Consider the following 17,475-nt stretch of genomic DNA (forward strand, 5'->3'; position numbering starts at 1 on the left):
CTGTCGCCTGAATGTCATTTCTTTACCTGTTGCAAAACTCACCCGCTTTTTTCATATCATGCTGCTCCATCGTTGGCTTGGCAATGGGCAGTTTTTTGAATGTGGTCATTTACCGGCTCCCTAAAATGCTGGAGCTCGAATGGCGGCAGCACTGTGCCCAACTGGGCGGGTATCTGCGTGAGGAGGGGGAGGCGCTGCCGCCTTTTAATATTGTCGTGCCTCGTTCCGCCTGCCCTGATTGCGGGCATAAAATCACGGTACTCGAAAATATTCCGTTGATAAGTTATCTGGTGTTGAGAGGGCGTTGCTCCCAATGCCGGGCTTCCATTTCGGGACGCTATCCCGCTATCGAAGTATTCACCGGCTTTATCAGTGGCTTTATAGCTTGGCATTTCGGTTATGGTTTTGCCGCTTTTACCGCCTTGATGTTCGCTTGGGCGATGATCGCACTGACGTTTATCGACATGGATACTCAATTGCTTCCGGACGCCATTACCTCGCCGCTTTTATGGGGAGGGTTGCTGGTCAATCTGGACAATGGCTTCACCGATATTTATTCCGCGGTTATCGGTGCGGTTGCCGGTTATCTTGTGTTGTGGCTGGTATATTGGAGTTATAAACTCATCACCGGTAAGGAAGGCATGGGTTATGGTGATTTCAAGCTGCTTGCCGTCATTGGGGCGTGGTTCGGGTGGCAAATGCTGCCGCTGGTGATTCTGTTTTCCTCAATTGTGGGTACCATAGGCAGTGTCGGGTTGATACTGCTGGCAAAGCAGGAGCGTCATGCTCGCATTCCGTTTGGTCCTTACCTGGCTAGTGCAGGTTTCGTGGCTATGTTCTGGGGTAACCAGATTAATCGTATCTATTTAGACCTATTCTAGCCCATGTCCTTGATCATCGGCTTAACCGGCGGCATCGGCAGTGGTAAAACGAGCGCTGCGAAATTCTTTGCCGCCCTGGGTATTGATGTGGTCGATACCGATGCGATTGCGCGTGAGCTTACCCAATCGCGGGGTGCGGCAATTGCTGATATTCGGCACGCCTTTACGGAAGAATTCATCACTGCGGACGGCGCACTCAAACGGGAAGAAATGCGCAGCCTGGTATTCTCGGACAGCGACGCTCGTCACACGCTTGAGGCTATCCTCCATCCACTTATACGCGTCGAGGTGGTTCGCCGTATCGCGCATTGCTGTGCCCCATATGCGATGATAGTGGTCCCGCTGCTGCTTGAAACTGGCACATACCACGAGTTGATCCGGCGCATCCTGGTGGTGGATTGCAGTGAGCATGATCAAATCGTCCGCGCGACGACTCGAACCGGGCTCGACGAGCGTGCTATACGCGCAATCATGTCCGCGCAGCTTTCACGTAAGGAAAGATTACAACAAGCGGATGATGTAATCATCAACGACGCGGATATGGCGCATCTGGAGCGACAGGTAAACGCGTTACACCAGAAATATCTCGCTTTGGCAAATAAAAGTTGAGTTCTACCGGCATTTTACGTTTATTGCACGCTATTTGATTTAGAATTCTGTTTTCCAGCACGATATCACGTACCCTGTCCGTTCCATTCTCCCTTTCAGACCATCGTCGTGATTTGTTACGAGCAACCTCTTAATGAGCGCATCCGCACCTTGCTGCGGCTTGAGGACCTGTTTGACAAGATAGCTTTCTTTTCTGCAAAAAAGGACGCTTTTCAACACCACTCCGCGCTCGTTACCCTGTTTGAAATACTGGATGTAACGAGCCGTGCCGATATGAAATCGGATCTGCTGCAGGAACTGGAGCGGCAGAAGCACGCGTTGGAGGTGCTGCGCAGAAGGCCGGACATTTCAGAAGGCGCGCTTAATCAAGTGTTAACCAATATACAGGCCGCCTCCCAAAGCATGCTGGGCATGTCGGGGAAAATCGGTGAACACATGCGGGACAATGAGTGGCTGATGAGCATCAAGCAGCGTGTCGGAATACCAGGAGGCGCATGCGAATTCGACTTGCCTTCTTATCACTATTGGCTGCATCAGGATCCTGCGGTGCGGCGCAGCGATCTTAACGAATGGCTTGCACCGATGTTGCCGCTGGAAAATGGCTTCAGCATCGTATTACACCTGTTGCGAAACAGTGGCAAGACAATCCGGCACACCGCTCACCGGGGTGTATATCAGCAGATGGGGTCGGCGCGAGTAGCGCATATGCTGTGCCTGAAGGTAGACGAGAGTCTGCCGTGCGTACCCGAAATCAGTGCCAATAAATATGCGCTTAACATTCGTTTCGTCATCTCGGGTTCAAGGCAGAAAACCAGAATATATGAAGAAGATGTAGAGTTTGAACTGACTTTCTGTAATCTGTAGGAAGTTTCAGGCCAATTCATGGAATCGATACTCGCCCCGCTATTGCGGGGTTTTTTGTTTTTTGTCCGGGCGGATACTATCATGACATCGGATATTTGAACCCGTTCATTCCGAGGCAAATGCGAGGAATTTTCGTCATTCCAGGGTTGGCGTACCAGGTCTGGAGCAAATTTATTGACAAGCGCGGTAGGTCGGGCTCTGCCCGACGATCAAAAACGTTGTCGGGCAGAGCCCGATCTACTATGAATTTAATAATCAGCGTCTCACTGGAATTTCTTGCTTGTATTTTGTCCGCTTAACGCCCGGTCGAATCCTATAGCGCGTGCATACCAGGGCGCCTGAAACCGGTCGTCGTCAACGATGGGGAATTTAATGGCTGGCATTTTCATCAGTTATCGGCGAGACGACAGCGCTGCTTCCGCTGGTCGATTATATGATCGTTTAGCCCATCATTTCGGTAAAGAACAGGTCTTCCGCGATCTGGATGCCATTGCGCCCGGTGCCGAGTTTGCGAAGGTAATTGAAGAGCGAATCTCGCAATGCGATGTCCTCGTTGCCGTCATCGGTAAAAATTGGGTTAACGTTAAAAATGCGGCAGGCCAACGCCGGCTCGAATATCCAGAAGATTCCGTCAGGGCGGAGGTTCGCGAAGCGCTCAATCAAAAGAAACTGGTTATACCTATTCTTATAGGCGGCGCGGAGGTTCCAAAGACTGAACAACTGCCGTCAGATATTGCTGCACTCGCTGGACGAAACGCGATCGAGATCAGCGAATCCCGGTTCGATTACGATGCGGGTCGCGTGATCGAAGCAATAGAAAAGGCGGGTGTCGCGGCTAAGCTGGTTGCTGAAGCCGCACCCAGAGAGTCCCAGGGATGGCAAGCTGCGGTAACCAGCGAAACGAACCAACGTACCTGGAAGTTCATCGGCGGAGGCATTACGGCGCTGGCGGCTGGTATCTGGACGCTTTACGTCCACTTTTCCGATAAGGAACCCACGCCAATCTCGGGCCCGACTATCGTAGCGAAGCAAGGAAGCATTGCCGCCGGGGGCGACGTAAATGTCACCGCTGGGGGCGATATAAACATCGGTCTATCCCCCACGGAATTCGAGGAATGGCGCCGGAAGCTAAAGGATGAGGCGATTACAGAACTGAGCCTGGAGTTCGCGAAGGAAAAACAGGCAGACCAGGAAAAAATCACCGCGCTTGAGCTCAAGATCAAGAAAGCAGAAGCCGACCTGCGGTTTCCTGAAGAAGCCAGCGCGAAATACAACGCAACCCTGGCCAACGCAGACCAAAGCTTGCAGGACATTGCGCCAGACGTTCCGGAAGAGGTTCTTACACAGGCCCGCGAGTCGCTCGTCAAAGGAGATACGGCGAAGGCGGAGCAATTGTTCGAGCAAGCACTGGGAACCGATACGAAGCGCGCCGCAGAAGCTGCATTCCAGCTAGGTGAACTGGCCTTGAGCAAAATTGACTACATCAAGGCGCGCAGATATTACCTCGAAGCCGCGCGACTTCAGCCGGATAATGCCGACTATGTCAACAAAGCGGGCAGAATCAACCATGAAATGGGGCGCTATCCGGAAGCGCTATCGTTTTATGAAAAGGCGTTGGCCATTCGAGAAAAAACCCTCGGCCCCAATCATCCCGACGTGGCCGTCAGCCTGAACAATCTGGCGGGGCTCTATCACGATCTGGGCTTATATGCCAAGGTCGAGCCCTTGCTTCAACGTTCAATTAAAATTCTGGAAAAGTCCCTGGGCCCCGACCACCCCGATCTGGCGGTGTGCCTGAACAATCTGGCAACCCTCTATTACACGCAAGGCCAATACGCCAAGGCCGAACCCTTGTACCAGCGCTCACTTAAAATTGGGGAAAAGACTCTCGGTCCCGAGAGTACCCATGTGGCGGTGAGGCTCAACAACCTTGCCAAGCTTTACTACGACCAAGGCAAATACGCCAAGGCGGAACCGTTATATCTGCGTTCACTGGCGATTTTTGAAAAAGTCCTCGGCCCCGACCACCCTCATGTAGCGGCGAACCTCAGCAACCTGGCCGGGTTCTACTTTGCCCAAGGCCAATACGCCAAGGCGGAACCCTTGTATCTGCGCTCACTCAAGATTCGGGAAAAGACCCTGGGCCCCGACCATCCCGATATGGCCGCAAGCCTCAACAATTTGGCTACCGTCTACTACGCTCAAGGTCAATATGCCAAGGCCGAGCCGTTGTATCTGCGTTCACTGAAGATCCTGGAAAACATACTCGGCCCCGATCATCCCCATGTGGCAGCAAATCTTAACAATCTGGCGGAACTCTACCAGGAGCAAGGCCAATACGCCAAGGCCGAGCCGTTGTATCTGCGTTCACTGAAGATTTGGGAAAAAGCTCTTGGCCCCGATCATCCTCATGTGGCGGTTAGCCTCAACAATCTGGCAACCCTCTACTATAACCAGGGACGATATGCCAAGGCTGAGCCGTCATATCAGCGCTCACTGGAGATTTGGGAAAAAGCGCTTGGATCCGACCATCTTGATGTAGCGAATACATTGGAAGGCTATGCTGATCTGCTTAATAAGATGGGGCGTTTTAAAGAAGCGGCATCATTGCGCGCCCGAGGGGAAGGGATACGAAAGAAACATGTGGCGGCGAATAGAGTCGGTAATGCGGAGAAGTAGAGCCGCGATCTGGTTTTTTGTTTTGCGTTTTTGCACCTTAAAATGGCTACAGATTTACCTATGATATTGTTGAGTGCTCACAATTCTATCTCACACAAATGTTCGCACCGATATTAGGCGTGTCCATTTCGCACCATGCCAACGCCGCTGCGATCAGCAGTGATAAGATTAGGTGAACTGGTTGTGCAGGAATGAGTGAGGGGAGTTAGACCCCGTCTCGTCTTCAATCTCCTGTTATGCGGGCAACAACCTGCGGATGATTTTGAGGAAATTCTTCGCTTCTTCTCAACCTGATTCTAGTATGAATGTAGTGGCAACGAGCGGCAGGTGGCGTAGCCATCTGCCGCTGTACAATGGTCTATTCCTAAAAATCGAATTGTTCAGGGCTGCCTTACTATCTTATTGTAAGGACAAGGCGAGTCGCCTATACACCTTCTCGTTTTTTCTATCCAATCTCCCCCTGAATGTCGCTCAGATCGTACGAGCCAGTCGCAACCTTCGTATTCGCATACTTCGTTTCGTTTTTTTCGTTTTCCTGGCAAGGGTGGTCCAATTTCTGGCGTCCCGTCAGCTGACGAAATGCGAAGCGCATACTCTACTTTGCCTCCCGGTCGAGGTTGCTCTTCTATGGATCCCTGGATTTGAAGCATATGCTTCTGATGATTAATTGTATTGTCGGTGACCACAATTAATACGTCCTGTATACCTAGCGCCTCCAAGGTAGTAAGTTTGACTGTTCCTGTAAAAACCTCATACACGGTCGTTTCAAGAGATGGCAACGTTTCTTTGCTCGTCATTTCTTAATCTCCTTAAAAGTTCAAAGTAAGCCGTAAAAAAAAAGTGCGGTCGGGGGAATAACGCAAGTTGTATAATTGTTGCTCGGGATGTTGCAAGTTTATATTTCTATAAAAGAAATCTTCGTTCAAAAGATTTCTGCCTTCGAGACTGAGAATACCTCTTCGTTTAGGAAGTCTGTAGCCAATCGCAGTATCGAGTAACGTGAAGCCATTCACCCCGGCATTTGCGGAATCCAATCGCGCCACCTTTTGCCGGACATACGTTGTCATCAGTTTCATAAATATTCCGGAAGGGTCGAAATAATTGAGGCTAACAGGCAGGCTTAACGTTTCCATTCGATAAGGATCGTCGCCAGCTTTATCGGGATTTTGGGTAAATTTCTCAAACTGAAATTCCCCCCTGATTGCCCAATATGGATGGGGAAGAAAATAGAGATAGGCACGGTAGAGTTTCTCTTTTTGCTTTACGATTTCGCTTAAAGACAAAAATGTCCGCAATTTCGGAACGTCAAGGTCGCGTGCCGATACTTCAAATCCACTGTATAGCTTATTTGCAATACGCGCATCTAGGCCCAGCCCCATCCGTCGAGCCCTGGTTCCATTAACATCATCAAACATTTGATTAAAACCGGCCACTTGAGTAGGCTCAAGGGTCTGATTGGCAGCTAGGGCAGGCTTGACCGTTTCGAACCAGGCAAGTCTCAGACGTAGATTATCAACAATATCCCACTGTACGCCAATTTTTGGACTTACTTTATGAAAGCTAAAACTTTTATCACCCCCATCCTCAGGTTCAAAACTCAATCTTCGAAAATCCTCCCTATCGAGGTCATATTTAAAGAAATCGTAACCTAAGCCAAGTGTTGCATTTATATTTTTTGGGAGATTGAGGTTTGCATAGATGTAAGCGTTATCTCTCTTGCTCTTAACATTTGGAAATAAGGTATCGCAGGTATCGCCAGGGGGACAGGGGCCAAAGGTTTCTTCCCTTTCTACATCGAATCGATAAGTTCCGCCGCCGGCAGTCACGTTGAACTGATCTTCTCGTAGCAAGTACTGAACTTCAGCTTGATATCCACGATCCCGCCGTGGGTTATTAACAGTAAGACCACCGGGCGAAGGATCCACTTCTGATACATTCTCCTTTCGATCAGTATAGATTCCAGAAACAATAAAATCCTGCTTCGGTGATAATGAGTATCTTGCTCCTATTCGTGCCCAGTCCTGATGAAGTTGTCGCCGACTGTGCTCCATCGTGGTATCGGGGTTGCGGACCTTGAAATCCTGCAATAAATCGCCGTGTTCAGTCTGGCGTGTTCGCACCTCTGCCTGAACATTAAACCTCGGGGTCACCGCGTACTGAATAAATGCGTTGTAAACGTTATGCTTTTGATCATTGTTATCGCGAAACCCTTTAGTATTGTAATGAAACTGACCGACACTGACGGAAGCGCGTCCATAGAGTGCCGAGAGCACGGCTTCATCCCCTATGGTGCTGTGGCTGCCAAAGATGCCCGAAGCAACGAGCTGGGGTTTGTTGCGCTCAACCAATGGGGCAAATTCGTTGAAACCTGCCACTGCCGGACCGGTGCCCGTGATGATATTGAGGTCAGCTACAGCCAGGCGAGGTTGAACGGGATTGACATTAATAGGTTGCAGGAGCTGAGCCTGAAGCAACTCGCTTACACGGGCGATGTCGTACCGTGGAATATCGGCGTAAGTATCTGAAAGGAAGCGATGGGACGAATGGCTGGCGGGATCGAGGCTCAAGGATTTTGCCGTCTCCATGAGTGCGCGCTTTTCGAAACCTAGATTGTCGTAAATACGTGCTAGGCTGGAGCTCCGCGCCGCCTGATCCCGATCTAACAGCAGCTTCGAGCGATACACTGCCCGGTTATTGTTTAACTCAATGGATTTCTGTAAATCCCATAATGCCTGCACTGGCTGATTCTGCGTCTGTTTCTGGATCGCATCATAAAACCACGGCGTAGGATCCTTTGCATCGAGCGCCTTGGCTAGATCGAATTGCGTCTCTGCAAGCTTATAGCGCTTCTCTTCGAAATACGCTTTGCCCAGATAGCTGCGGATTAACGAATTTGCCGGATCGAGGCTGGCTGCAATTTCTAGCTCGATACGGCCTTCCTCGAGATCGCCCTCGCGTATCTTCGCCAGACCCATGCCCAGCCTCGGCATGGGATCGGTCTGATCGAGTTCTATGGCTTGGGTGAAGGCTGCCTTGGCTGCTTCGGTGTCGATTTGAGTCAGATGGGCAAATCCTAGTACCGTACGCGTCTTTGAGAGATTGGGGTTCAAATCCACCGCGCGTTGTGCAGCTTCCAAGGCGCGGTCCAGATAGCCAGTGGACATGTGTAATTCAGCCAGTCGCGCCCAGATAAGCGCGTTCTGCGGATCAATCTCCGCGGCTTGTTGGACGCTTTGGAGAGCAGCTTCGATTCTGAAGTGGGCTTGTTGCGCGTAGGAAAGCGCCAGCCTGGCAGCGGAGGAGGTCTGATCCAGCTCGACTGCCTTATTGGCTAAGGTCAGGGCCGGGTCCTTATCGTTTTGTACCACGGCAATGATGGCTTGCAGCGCATAGGCGTCACTATTGCCGGGTTCAAGTTTAAGCGTTTGTTCGATATCCGCTCGTGCCTCATCGGCCCGCCCGACGGATAGCAGAAGGCCTGCGTGATAAGTCAGAAAGCGCGGAGAACGCTCGCTCTGCGACACGTTATCGAGCGCAGCCAGCGCTTCACTCAGCTTGCCTTGCTGGTAAAGTTCAATGGATGCAAGCAACGCTGGCGACGACTCCCCGGTGTTTGCCTCATCAATCCGATAACCAACGATGGTTGGATAATACAAAGCCCATTGAACGGCGTCAGCCGGGCGGACGATTTCTTCTTTGTGTGGCGCCTGATCTCTGGGGATGATCGCCGCTTCGTTATTGGCAAGGCTAATGCCGCCGTGCTCGTTGCTGGCGGAAACTTTGCCTTCATAGATCATCAGCGTAGCGCTATCCTGATCGGTTTCGAGAAAAAACTCCGTTCCTTTAACATCGGCAACGAGAATGGGCGTTCTCACCCTGAATGGCTTGGGGGTGCGCGTAATGACGTAGAGCGAGCCAGTGAGTAATTCCAGCAGTGCGGTCTTATCATGGCCCGCCTCGGAAAGTGTAACAGTGGTCTTCTGATCGAGTCGGAGCGTGCTTTCGTTGCGAAGCCGCAGAGCTGCGCGACCACGCTCGCGAACGCGGACGGTATCGCCCGGGCAAAGCAAATTGTTGAGTTTCGCTGGTTGCCAGCGAGTTTCACTGACACGGCGCAGTTCAACAGCCCCTTGCGCTGACACGACTAACCCAATTGAAGGCACGCAGCGTTCCGCCGCATGAACATTGGGCGCTGAGTTCAATAAAGCTATCACGGTGGCGAATAAGGCCGCTATCGAAGGTATGCAGATGTGCTCTGATTTCCATGGCTTCCATCGATAAACTTTCATTCTTTTCCGGGGGTGGATAGTGGGCGATTTTTTTTCGCACATCAGGAAAAGTCGTGATGTGCTGTGTGCCCATGGGTACTTAATCAGCTCCAGGTTAAAAATATTTCGCCAAGAGCTTGAGTACTACGCTTGACGATTAGAAGTTGGCAATGAGTCCTGGTGAGTTTCCTACCGCAAAATTTTGGTCATGATGTTTTGTGTGAGGCAGAAAATCCGTGCGCCACTGCACTACGTTGTAATTTTTTTATCATGCTCATATAGTCGGACGTGCCTTATCGTTCATCATCCGAAATCCACTCCAGGCTTAAATTTATTAATAAGCCGCAAATATTTAGTGTTAACCCTGTAGCGGTTTCGGTGGTTTCGGTTCACGCATGGCGATCAGCGCCAAAGCATTTGCCATTAGCGAGCGAGCAAGCCGACGATTTATCCTTTTGATAAAATCGCTGATATTCCGACCACATAGTTTTTCTCAGCAATATCCATGCCCAGCCTCATCATTAATTAAAATGCAGAATATTCAATAAGTTGAGAAAATAAATTACTCAGGTATGGGTCATATTTTTTCAAGTGAAATGGTTTGCTGCGGGCGGAAACCGGCTTCTATCGGGCAGAAATCAAGTTAAATCAACGGTATATATGCCATGGGTGAAAACGTACCCATAGCGGGTTGAAATCGACCCATGATTTAATATTCTTGTGACTTGGAGGCGCAGGCATGGGCGTTGCTCAGCCTTTGGCTGGAGCATCCCAACATTGCACGATGGCGGGGGAAATTTAACGAAAGGAGCTAAATTTGAATCACAACGATACGATCAGTTTGGCCGTATATATTGCTGAGCTATTCGGTATGGGTATGTCTAAGGCAGCTTCGATGAACAGTCCAGAAAAATGCTGGAAGCAGAGGAGGTAACGTTAAACGCAATGAATATTCTTATCTATACGATGTTTCTTTAGCAGCTTTCCAAATGCGCGTCGGTCTTTCCCTACCAGACTCGCAGCCTTGCTTACATTACCGCCCGCCTTGGTCAGGGCTTGAGCGAGGTAATATTGTTCAAATTTTGCAATCGCATGATTTTTGGCCTCAGCGAAATTTAAATAGATGAAGTTCGGGCGGCGCCGGTCAAACCCAGCCCGACGCTCCACAACTGCGGACGCTAGTGGCGCGATATTAATAGTTAACCCATCGGCGAGCAAACACTCGCGATAAATGAGGTTTTCCAGTTCGCGGATATTGCCCGGCCAACCATAGTTATCAAACCAGGCAATCGTCTCGGGGTGAAGTGTTTTTTCGCCGCAGCTAAAGCGCGCTGCGCACGCATGCAGAAAGTGGATTGCTAAAAGCGCGGCGTCGCCCTGGCGCTCTCGCAGCGGCGGCAGGGTAAGGTGCATGATTTTGAGACGGAACAGCAGATCAAGCCGGAATTCACCCTTCTCCGCCAGTTGGGTCAAGTTTCTGTTACTGGCAACGATCACTCTCACATTTGCAGCGTGCGCGATACCGCCGCCCAGCGGAGAATATTGCTGATCCTGAAAAAATCGCAATAGGGTAACTTGCGCTTTTGGAGATAGTGCATCGATTTCATCCAGGAAGAGCGTTCCAGATTGTGCATGAGCGATGAGGCCGAGACGCTTCGATTGGGCGCCTGTATAAGCACCGCGCTCGTGGCCAAATAGCTCATTCTCGATCAATGTGTCGGGGATGGCTCCGCAATTGATCGGAACAAATGGATAGCCGGCCCTGGTTCCCCTATCGTGAATAGCCCGCGCGACCAATTCTTTCCCGGTGCCGGTTTCGCCTTCAATAACAACGGGTGCATCGCAACGCGCGATTTTCTCAATAAGCTGAGTAATCCTTACGAAAGCGGGTGACTGTCCAATCATATTTCCCCTAAAAGCTGAGAGACTGCTAGTTAACCTGTTTCATCATGATGCCAAGGCCCGTTCGTAACCACCCTGTACTTCAAGCTCTACGATATAGCTATTAGAAGGCAAGATTAAGTTCCGGGATAGCTGTAAGATTTTACAGGTGGCATCGGGATCAACCGGCTCGTGAATCCAGATGACTATCGCGCACGGTCTATCTGTAGGTCAACCTTGCGACGTGGTTGAAAAAATAAGACAAACGCATTTTTTGTGAGAAAACTCGCGCTATCTTGTGTAGAATGCGCCTGAGATAATTCAGCCGATTTTATTGCAAAAGTATGAATGGAAGCTTGCTGACGTTTGTTGCCCGAAATCTGCTGAAAAAGAGTTGACAATGAGTCATGGTCGAGCTTATGGTCACCTCGTCCTTTTTATGGTCCTTTGCTGGGGCAGGGCATTCGGTACGTTAGCGAACATATTCAGTGGTTTTTTCCTTCAGCCCTCGAATCACGCGGGGCCATGATTCGGGCGAAGTGCTACTTACAGCCTGTTTTATAGGATTTGACTCCATGGGATTTTGACCAATCGGCCTCAAATCTTCGGCGATGTTTGATCCACATATTTTATCTTCCATCACACCCATTAGATCAGTCTGAGCTGCTTCCATCAAAAATGACAAATTTTTTTGCGCTAATTCCCGCAGCAGGTTCCGGTTCACGCATGGGTGATGAGCTTCCCAAACAGTATTTGCGGTTGGCAGGCAAGTCGATGATCCATCACACATTAAAGACGTTGTGCGGGTCTTCACGAATCACTTCCGTGTTTGTGATCCTTGCACCCGCCGATAGAGAATGGATGCGGCATGACTGGTCGGAATTTTCCGACAAATTGGTCGTGCTCGAGTGCGGCGGCACGACCCGTGCGGAAACCGTGCTGAATGGTTTGAAAGCGGCAGGGGAAGACTCTGCCATGAAAAATGACGACTGGGTGTTGGTGCACGATGCGGCACGGCCTTGTTTAAGTAACACACAACTCGACAAATTGATGGATGAACTGGCTAATGATGAGGTAGGAGGACTGCTTGCGGTGCCGGTGGCGGACACGCTGAAGCGCAGCGATGGCGGTGGCCGGGTTGAGCGTACCGAATCGAGAGAGAATTTATGGCAGGCCCAAACACCACAGATGTTTCGTCACGGACTACTGGTGGAAGCCTTAAGCAGGACAGGCGGCATGACCATGACGGACGACGCGGGCGCGGTTGAAGCGCTCGGCTTGAAACCCAAGCTGGTCCTGAGCGATGCGCGCAATCTGAAAGTGACTTATCCGCAGGATCTGGCGTTGGCGGAACTGATACTGAAAAATTTTTGAATGGGAAGATCAGAGTGTTCTGTTTACCCATACGAGCTATTAATCCCATCTCCGGTGAGAAAATAGCATAAATTTATTTCGTCATTCCGGGTCTGGCCCGAATCCAGTCCAGAACACCACTGACATTTGTACTGTTTGCCCGCCAGGTAGTGGTGGAGAAAGAGAAATTTATAGAGCTGAAGAGAGGTAAAAGGGTGAAGAAGTTAAGAATCGGGCAAGGATTCGATGTACATCAATTGGTTGACGGCCGCAAGCTTATCATTGGCGGCGTGACCATCCCGTACGAGAAGGGCCTTCTCGGACATTCGGACGCAGACGTGCTGCTGCATGCGATATGTGACGCGCTCCTGGGCGCGGCAGGGTTGGGCGACATCGGCAGGCATTTTTCGGATACCGACCCGCGCTACAAAAACATCGATAGCCGCGTGCTATTGCATAACGTCTATGGTTTGCTGACGGAACGCGGTTACAAAGTCGTGAACATTGATGCCACCATCATAGCTCAGGCACCCAGGATGGCACCGTATATTCCGGCTATGTTGAGCAACATTGCACATGACCTTCGGATGCAACCAGAGGATATCAACGTCAAGGCTAAAACCGCCGAGCGCTTGGGCCCGGTTGGAAGGGGCGAGGGAATAGAGGCGGAGGCAGTATGCCTGATCGCCTTGGACAATGCCGATAACTGAAGACAATACCGGGCGCGCGGGAAGAGCCCATCGCATTTTTTTTGCAATATGGCCGGACAACGATACGCAAAAGCAACTGGCTGGGCTGACAAAACAACTGCGGCTGGAATCGCTCTGCAGCGGAAGGAAAATAAAAGCGGAAAATATTCATCTCACGCTGGTATTTGTGGGAAAAGTATACCCCGACAGGCTGGAAGTGCTACGCGATGTGGCGGATAGCGTCAAGCAATCCGTGTTGCCTGCTTTTGATTTGGTTATTGATGAGGTTCGCTACTGGAAACATAACCACATTGTTTATATTGCGCCAGGCAAGGTTCCCCACGAGCTTGTCAATCTGGAGGGTGCGCTACGGGATGCAATCTCCACAGCCGGGTTTCCATTGGAGCAGCGAGCTTATGCGCCGCACATAACCCTGATGAGGAATGCCTTCTGCCCGGCATTGCCTGAATTGGCCAAGCCGATAGCCTGGCGGGTGCGGGAATGGATGCTGGTTAAATCGGAACAGGCTACCAACGGCTCGGTTTATACGCCGATTGGCTGCTGGCCCTTGGGAGGTTTCTGAACAAACTCTGATTTTGGCAGCATATCAGGCATGGCATTACTGCTGAAGAAATTCATGCAGCGAAATGTACTTTGCTTATTGGGCTCTACTTCCAGTAGAGCTTCTTTATCAGGCTGGAAACTATCGAATATGTCAGCGGAGTAGGAATATAAAAGAGCGGATCGGGTTAGTATCACCTAACCCGACGCCATGGGTTCCTTCAGTTCCTCTATGATCAAAGATAAATGCAGCTTTCCAGATGTCTTGTCAGATATTTCTCGCTAGCCTTGGTGTAGTCCTTTTCAAAAGTATCGCTTACCAAATTTCGTACGTGGCTTCCCATATTGCTGTTGATCAGGCCCATGAACGGGGTTGACACAACCAGGATCAGGCGCTGATAGCTGTTGGTGGTGCGGCCATGCTCCAGTTCCCTGGCTAGCTGGCAGGCAAAGGTTCGCGCTTCATGTTGTTTTGGATGGGTGGAGGAGATATAGGAGCCGCAGCCGTTGCCGTGGCTCTTGTTGTGTCCGGGGCGGTCGGAAACCAGATGCTGCCCCTTTTCCCTGCTGGCATCATGTCTGAATTCCTTGAGTTTCTGTAGTCCTTTTTTAGGTCCGTAATTTGCGTAAAGATATGCAGCGCTTGCGTTTGCGACCAAAATCCACGTGATGCTCATGACTCCTCCGTGCGATGGTGGTAAAGTAAAACCAGGTACAACCAAGTAAAACCGAGTAAAGGGTTGCTCATCAATTGACAACCCGATTTCAACAGAAGTTTCCGTCGGCAGAATCTTGCATTCGTATAATACTTAAATATTCGTTCAATTTTACCTTGAAAATTCTCGCTCTCGATACATCTACCGAATATTGCTCGGTTGCGCTATTGCGGGATAGCGAGATCCTGAACCAGGAGGTTCTTGCGGAACAGCGTCACTCCGAACTGATTCTACCCATGGTGAGGCGCACGCTGGACGAGGCCGGGTTGACGCTGAGGCAACTGGACGGTATTGCTTTCGGCTCGGGGCCGGGGTCTTTCACCGGTTTGCGCATTGCGTGCGGCGTAACCCAAGGTCTGGCCCTTGGCGCAGACCTGCCGGTAATCGGTATATGCACGTTGGAAGCATTGGCGCAGGACGCCGGGGAAAAAGGAACAGTTGCCGGCGTAATTGCCGCGCTCGACGCCCGCATGAGCGAGATATATCATGCCGTGTATAAGAGAACAGCAGACGGGTGGCTATCGGTGAGTGAACCGGCGCTGTGCTTGCCACACAATGCGCCCCTGGTTTCGGGAGACGACTGGACAGGTTGCGGCAGCGGTTTTGATATGTATGGGGAAATACTGCGCAGCCGTTACCAAGGATCTATCGATCACGTTATCAGTGGCCTCAGGCCGAATGCCCGCGCCATAGTTCAGTTGGCTGCGGCAGAATTCAGAAAGGGGTTGGGTATCGACCCTGCCGATGCTGCACCACTCTACATCCGCAATAAAGTAGCTTTGAAGGAGAAGGAGCGATGAGTGCGCAATTCCAGGAGATGCCGCAGATAAGACGGATGGTTCCGGCAGATCTGGATATGGTGGTAGCACTCGAACGTGAGGTTTTTCTGTTTCCCTGGACACGCGGTAATTTCAGCGATTCGCTCCAGGCCGGTTATCATTCCCTTGTATTGGAACAGGAAGGAGACGTCTTTGGATACGGCGTGATGACAATTGGAGCGCAGGAAGCGCATCTGCTGACCCTTAGCATTGCAGCAGGCGCGCAAGGGAAGGGCTGGGGTGAAAGATTGCTGCGGCATTTCATCCATATCGCGAGGGAACAGCATGCGTTGACGATGTTCCTCGATGTGCGGGAATCCAATCATATCGCTGCCCGGCTATATAAACGGATCGGGTTCACGCAGATCGCCAAACGCAGGGATTATTACCCTGCGATGGGTGGGCGTGAAGATTCATTGGTTATGGAACTGGTGTTATGACGGCTGCCGGGCGAACCAGGCGCAAGGACATACTCAGAGAACTGGGTTTGGCGCCACTGTGGCGTACCAGGACCGAGATGCACGGTCGCGCTTCTGCTGAGAAAGCCGAGGCCACCGGTGAGCCGATTCCCGGTCTCCACGTTGATGCAAAGGAAGACAGACGCACGCAAATTTCGCGGATGGGCTGGGATGAACTCAAGGCCAGCGTTGAAGGTTGTATTGCCTGCCCGTTGTCTCAATCCCGCACGCGCACGGTATTCGGCATAGGTGACAGAAACGCCGACTGGCTGTATGTGGGTGAAGGGCCCGGTGCGCAGGAGGACGCTACCGGAGAGCCATTTGTTGGGCAGGCCGGTAAGTTGCTGGACAACATGTTAGCGGCAATTGATCTGAAGCGCGGCCAGAATGTTTACATCGCCAATATCGTAAAATGCCGCCCTCCCGACAACAGAGCCCCCACCTCGCATGAGGCGCATCAATGTGAACCGTATCTCGCGCGGCAAATCGAATTGATCAAGCCCAGGCTTATCATTGCGCTGGGGAAAGTCGCGGCGGAGAATTTGCTGCACACCGATGCCAGTCTCGGCAGCCTTCGCGGCAGACTGCACCAGCATTCGGGTATTCCCGTTATTGTCACCTATCACCCCGCCTACCTGCTGAGGACATTGCCCGCCAAAGCGAAGGCGTGGGAGGATTTGTGTTTCGCCAGACGTACAATGGGGACTTTGGGAACCTCTGAATAAGTCACACGATTTGTCAGAACAGGAGGGCGGCTGCGGCTTCGTGGCGCCGCGTCCCGCAAGGCAAGGGAGCAACGACGCGAATGGTCGGAGGAGTAGGTCGGGCTCTGCCCGACGATCAAAAACGGATGTCGGGCAGAGCCCGACCTACTTTGCAGTTCGGTAACGTCAGCGCTCCGGTCCGCGTCGTTTTGCGCTCAGTTGGTAAATGAGCGCTCAATGGAGGACTTATTCAGAGGTCCCTTGCATTAGGATAATTAATCCCCATTTACCACCTATGTGAAGCAACGCTTTTTTCAGGAAGAATTCCATGGCTAATTTTCTGCGGTCTTTGACATTGCTTCTTGCCGTTACCTTGAGCGGCTGTGGCTATAATACCTTGCAGTCTACCGATGAGCAGATCAAAGCAGGCTGGGCGGAAGTTCTGAATCAGTATCAACGTCGCGCTGACCTGGTACCCAATCTTGTAAACGTAGTGAAGGGTTTCGCCGCGCAGGAAAAAGATGTGCTGCTGGGCGTAACGAACGCCCGCTCCAAGGTTGGAAGCGTCCAGGCTACACCGGAGCTTATCAACGACCCGGAGGCGTTTGCGAAGTTTCAGAGTGTCCAGGGGGAACTGACAAGTGCCCTGTCGCGCTTGCTTGTGGTAGCGGAGAACTATCCGCAACTTAAATCGGACGCCAATTTTCGTGAATTGCAGGCACAACTGGAAGGCACCGAGAATCGTATCACCGTGGCTCGTAACCGCTACATCAAGGCGGTCCAGGAATACAACATCACCGTGCGTTCGTTCCCCAGCAACCTTACGGCAATGGTATTCGGGTTCAAAGTGAAGCCTAGCTTCGCCGTTGAAAACGAGAAAGAAATCTCGGTTGCGCCCAAGGTGGATTTCAGCAAGCCATAACGGGAAAACAGATTTTTCGCGGAAATCCATAAACCCGACCCTGGAACTTGGAACCACGCCTCAACTTTTCTT

The 17,475-nt window shown here is 51.2% G+C and carries 14 protein-coding genes; 11 read left to right on the forward strand and 3 right to left on the reverse strand.

Translation table 11 applies throughout. The features are described from left to right. Window positions 1-11 precede the first annotated feature (11 nt). From BLP78_RS08050 to BLP78_RS08065, 4 genes are all read left to right on the forward strand, one after another. On the forward strand, window positions 12-881 hold the full coding sequence (locus tag BLP78_RS08050) for a prepilin peptidase (protein WP_090458261.1): 870 nt from the start codon (window positions 12-14) through the stop codon (window positions 879-881). 3 nt (window positions 882-884) lie between these two features. After that, entirely contained in the window at window positions 885-1,490 is a 606-nt protein-coding gene (coaE, locus tag BLP78_RS08055) for a dephospho-CoA kinase (RefSeq protein ID WP_090458263.1), read from the forward strand. A 108-nt stretch (window positions 1,491-1,598) separates the two neighbouring features. Further along, a complete protein-coding gene (zapD, locus tag BLP78_RS08060) occupies window positions 1,599-2,354 on the forward strand; it encodes a cell division protein ZapD (protein ID WP_090458265.1) in 756 nt (251 codons plus the stop codon). A 372-nt stretch (window positions 2,355-2,726) separates the two neighbouring features. After that, window positions 2,727-5,033 (forward strand): tetratricopeptide repeat protein, encoded by a 2,307-nt coding sequence (locus BLP78_RS08065; protein WP_176752820.1) that lies wholly within the window; start codon window positions 2,727-2,729, stop codon window positions 5,031-5,033. A gap of 809 nt (window positions 5,034-5,842) precedes the next feature. Here the strand turns inward: BLP78_RS08065 and BLP78_RS08070 are convergent. Next, window positions 5,843-9,247: a TonB-dependent receptor domain-containing protein gene (locus tag BLP78_RS08070; protein ID WP_371128869.1), complete on the reverse strand. Its 3,405-nt coding sequence runs from the start codon at window positions 9,245-9,247 to the stop codon at window positions 5,843-5,845. A 990-nt stretch (window positions 9,248-10,237) separates the two neighbouring features. Further along, window positions 10,238-11,206: a sigma 54-interacting transcriptional regulator gene (locus BLP78_RS08075; protein WP_090458270.1), complete on the reverse strand. Its 969-nt coding sequence runs from the start codon at window positions 11,204-11,206 to the stop codon at window positions 10,238-10,240. A gap of 654 nt (window positions 11,207-11,860) precedes the next feature. On the opposite strand from BLP78_RS08075, the gene ispD reads away from it, so the two are divergent. The 3 genes from ispD (at window position 11,861) to thpR (ending at window position 13,807) form a co-directional block, all read left to right on the forward strand. Beyond that, window positions 11,861-12,556, forward strand: coding sequence for a 2-C-methyl-D-erythritol 4-phosphate cytidylyltransferase (gene ispD, locus BLP78_RS08085; RefSeq protein ID WP_090458273.1), 696 nt, complete (start codon window positions 11,861-11,863; stop codon window positions 12,554-12,556). Window positions 12,557-12,750: 194 nt separating this feature from the next. Further along, entirely contained in the window at window positions 12,751-13,245 is a 495-nt protein-coding gene (gene ispF / locus BLP78_RS08090; RefSeq protein WP_090458275.1) for a 2-C-methyl-D-erythritol 2,4-cyclodiphosphate synthase, read from the forward strand. After that, a complete protein-coding gene (gene thpR, locus BLP78_RS08095; RefSeq protein WP_090458277.1) occupies window positions 13,232-13,807 on the forward strand; it encodes an RNA 2',3'-cyclic phosphodiesterase in 576 nt (191 codons plus the stop codon). The genes ispF and thpR overlap by 14 nt, the downstream gene beginning before the upstream one ends. Window positions 13,808-14,021: 214 nt before the next feature. On the opposite strand, the gene BLP78_RS08100 is transcribed toward thpR, so the two are convergent. Beyond that, window positions 14,022-14,462 carry a host attachment protein gene (locus tag BLP78_RS08100; RefSeq protein ID WP_090458278.1) on the reverse strand — a complete coding sequence of 147 codons (441 nt, stop codon included), beginning with the start codon at window positions 14,460-14,462 and terminating at the stop codon, window positions 14,022-14,024. A gap of 155 nt (window positions 14,463-14,617) precedes the next feature. Between BLP78_RS08100 and tsaB the strand changes: the two genes are divergently transcribed. From tsaB to BLP78_RS08120, 4 genes are all read left to right on the forward strand, one after another. Beyond that, a complete protein-coding gene (gene tsaB, locus BLP78_RS08105) occupies window positions 14,618-15,301 on the forward strand; it encodes a tRNA (adenosine(37)-N6)-threonylcarbamoyltransferase complex dimerization subunit type 1 TsaB (protein WP_090458280.1) in 684 nt (227 codons plus the stop codon). After that, window positions 15,298-15,759, forward strand: a complete 462-nt coding sequence (gene rimI, locus BLP78_RS08110) for a ribosomal protein S18-alanine N-acetyltransferase (protein WP_090458282.1) — start codon at window positions 15,298-15,300, stop codon at window positions 15,757-15,759. Before tsaB ends, rimI begins: the two co-directional genes overlap by 4 nt. Then, on the forward strand, window positions 15,756-16,502 hold the full coding sequence (locus BLP78_RS08115; protein ID WP_090458285.1) for a uracil-DNA glycosylase: 747 nt from the start codon (window positions 15,756-15,758) through the stop codon (window positions 16,500-16,502). Before rimI ends, BLP78_RS08115 begins: the two co-directional genes overlap by 4 nt. Window positions 16,503-16,809: 307 nt before the next feature. Beyond that, window positions 16,810-17,403: a LemA family protein gene (locus BLP78_RS08120; protein ID WP_090458286.1), complete on the forward strand. Its 594-nt coding sequence runs from the start codon at window positions 16,810-16,812 to the stop codon at window positions 17,401-17,403. Window positions 17,404-17,475: the final 72 nt, after the last annotated feature.

The organism is Nitrosospira sp. Nsp1 (genome assembly GCF_900100985.1).
Classification (GTDB): Bacteria; Pseudomonadota; Gammaproteobacteria; order Burkholderiales; family Nitrosomonadaceae; genus Nitrosospira.

Bases quoted from the DNA above. Each gene is read 5' to 3' on its own strand.
- BLP78_RS08050 (WP_090458261.1), top strand. From the start codon at position 12: ATGTCATTTCTTTACCTGTTGCAAAACTCACCCGCTTTTTTCATATCA.
- coaE (WP_090458263.1), top strand. From the start codon at position 885: ATGTCCTTGATCATCGGCTTAACCGGCGGCATCGGCAGTGGTAAAACG.
- BLP78_RS08065 (WP_176752820.1), top strand. From the start codon at position 2,727: ATGGCTGGCATTTTCATCAGTTATCGGCGAGACGACAGCGCTGCTTCC.
- BLP78_RS08075 (WP_090458270.1), bottom strand. From the start codon at position 11,206: ATGATTGGACAGTCACCCGCTTTCGTAAGGATTACTCAGCTTATTGAG.
- ispD (WP_090458273.1), top strand. From the start codon at position 11,861: ATGACAAATTTTTTTGCGCTAATTCCCGCAGCAGGTTCCGGTTCACGC.
- thpR (WP_090458277.1), top strand. From the start codon at position 13,232: ATGCCGATAACTGAAGACAATACCGGGCGCGCGGGAAGAGCCCATCGC.
- BLP78_RS08100 (WP_090458278.1), bottom strand. From the start codon at position 14,462: ATGAGCATCACGTGGATTTTGGTCGCAAACGCAAGCGCTGCATATCTT.
- rimI (WP_090458282.1), top strand. From the start codon at position 15,298: ATGAGTGCGCAATTCCAGGAGATGCCGCAGATAAGACGGATGGTTCCG.
- BLP78_RS08115 (WP_090458285.1), top strand. From the start codon at position 15,756: ATGACGGCTGCCGGGCGAACCAGGCGCAAGGACATACTCAGAGAACTG.
- BLP78_RS08120 (WP_090458286.1), top strand. From the start codon at position 16,810: ATGGCTAATTTTCTGCGGTCTTTGACATTGCTTCTTGCCGTTACCTTG.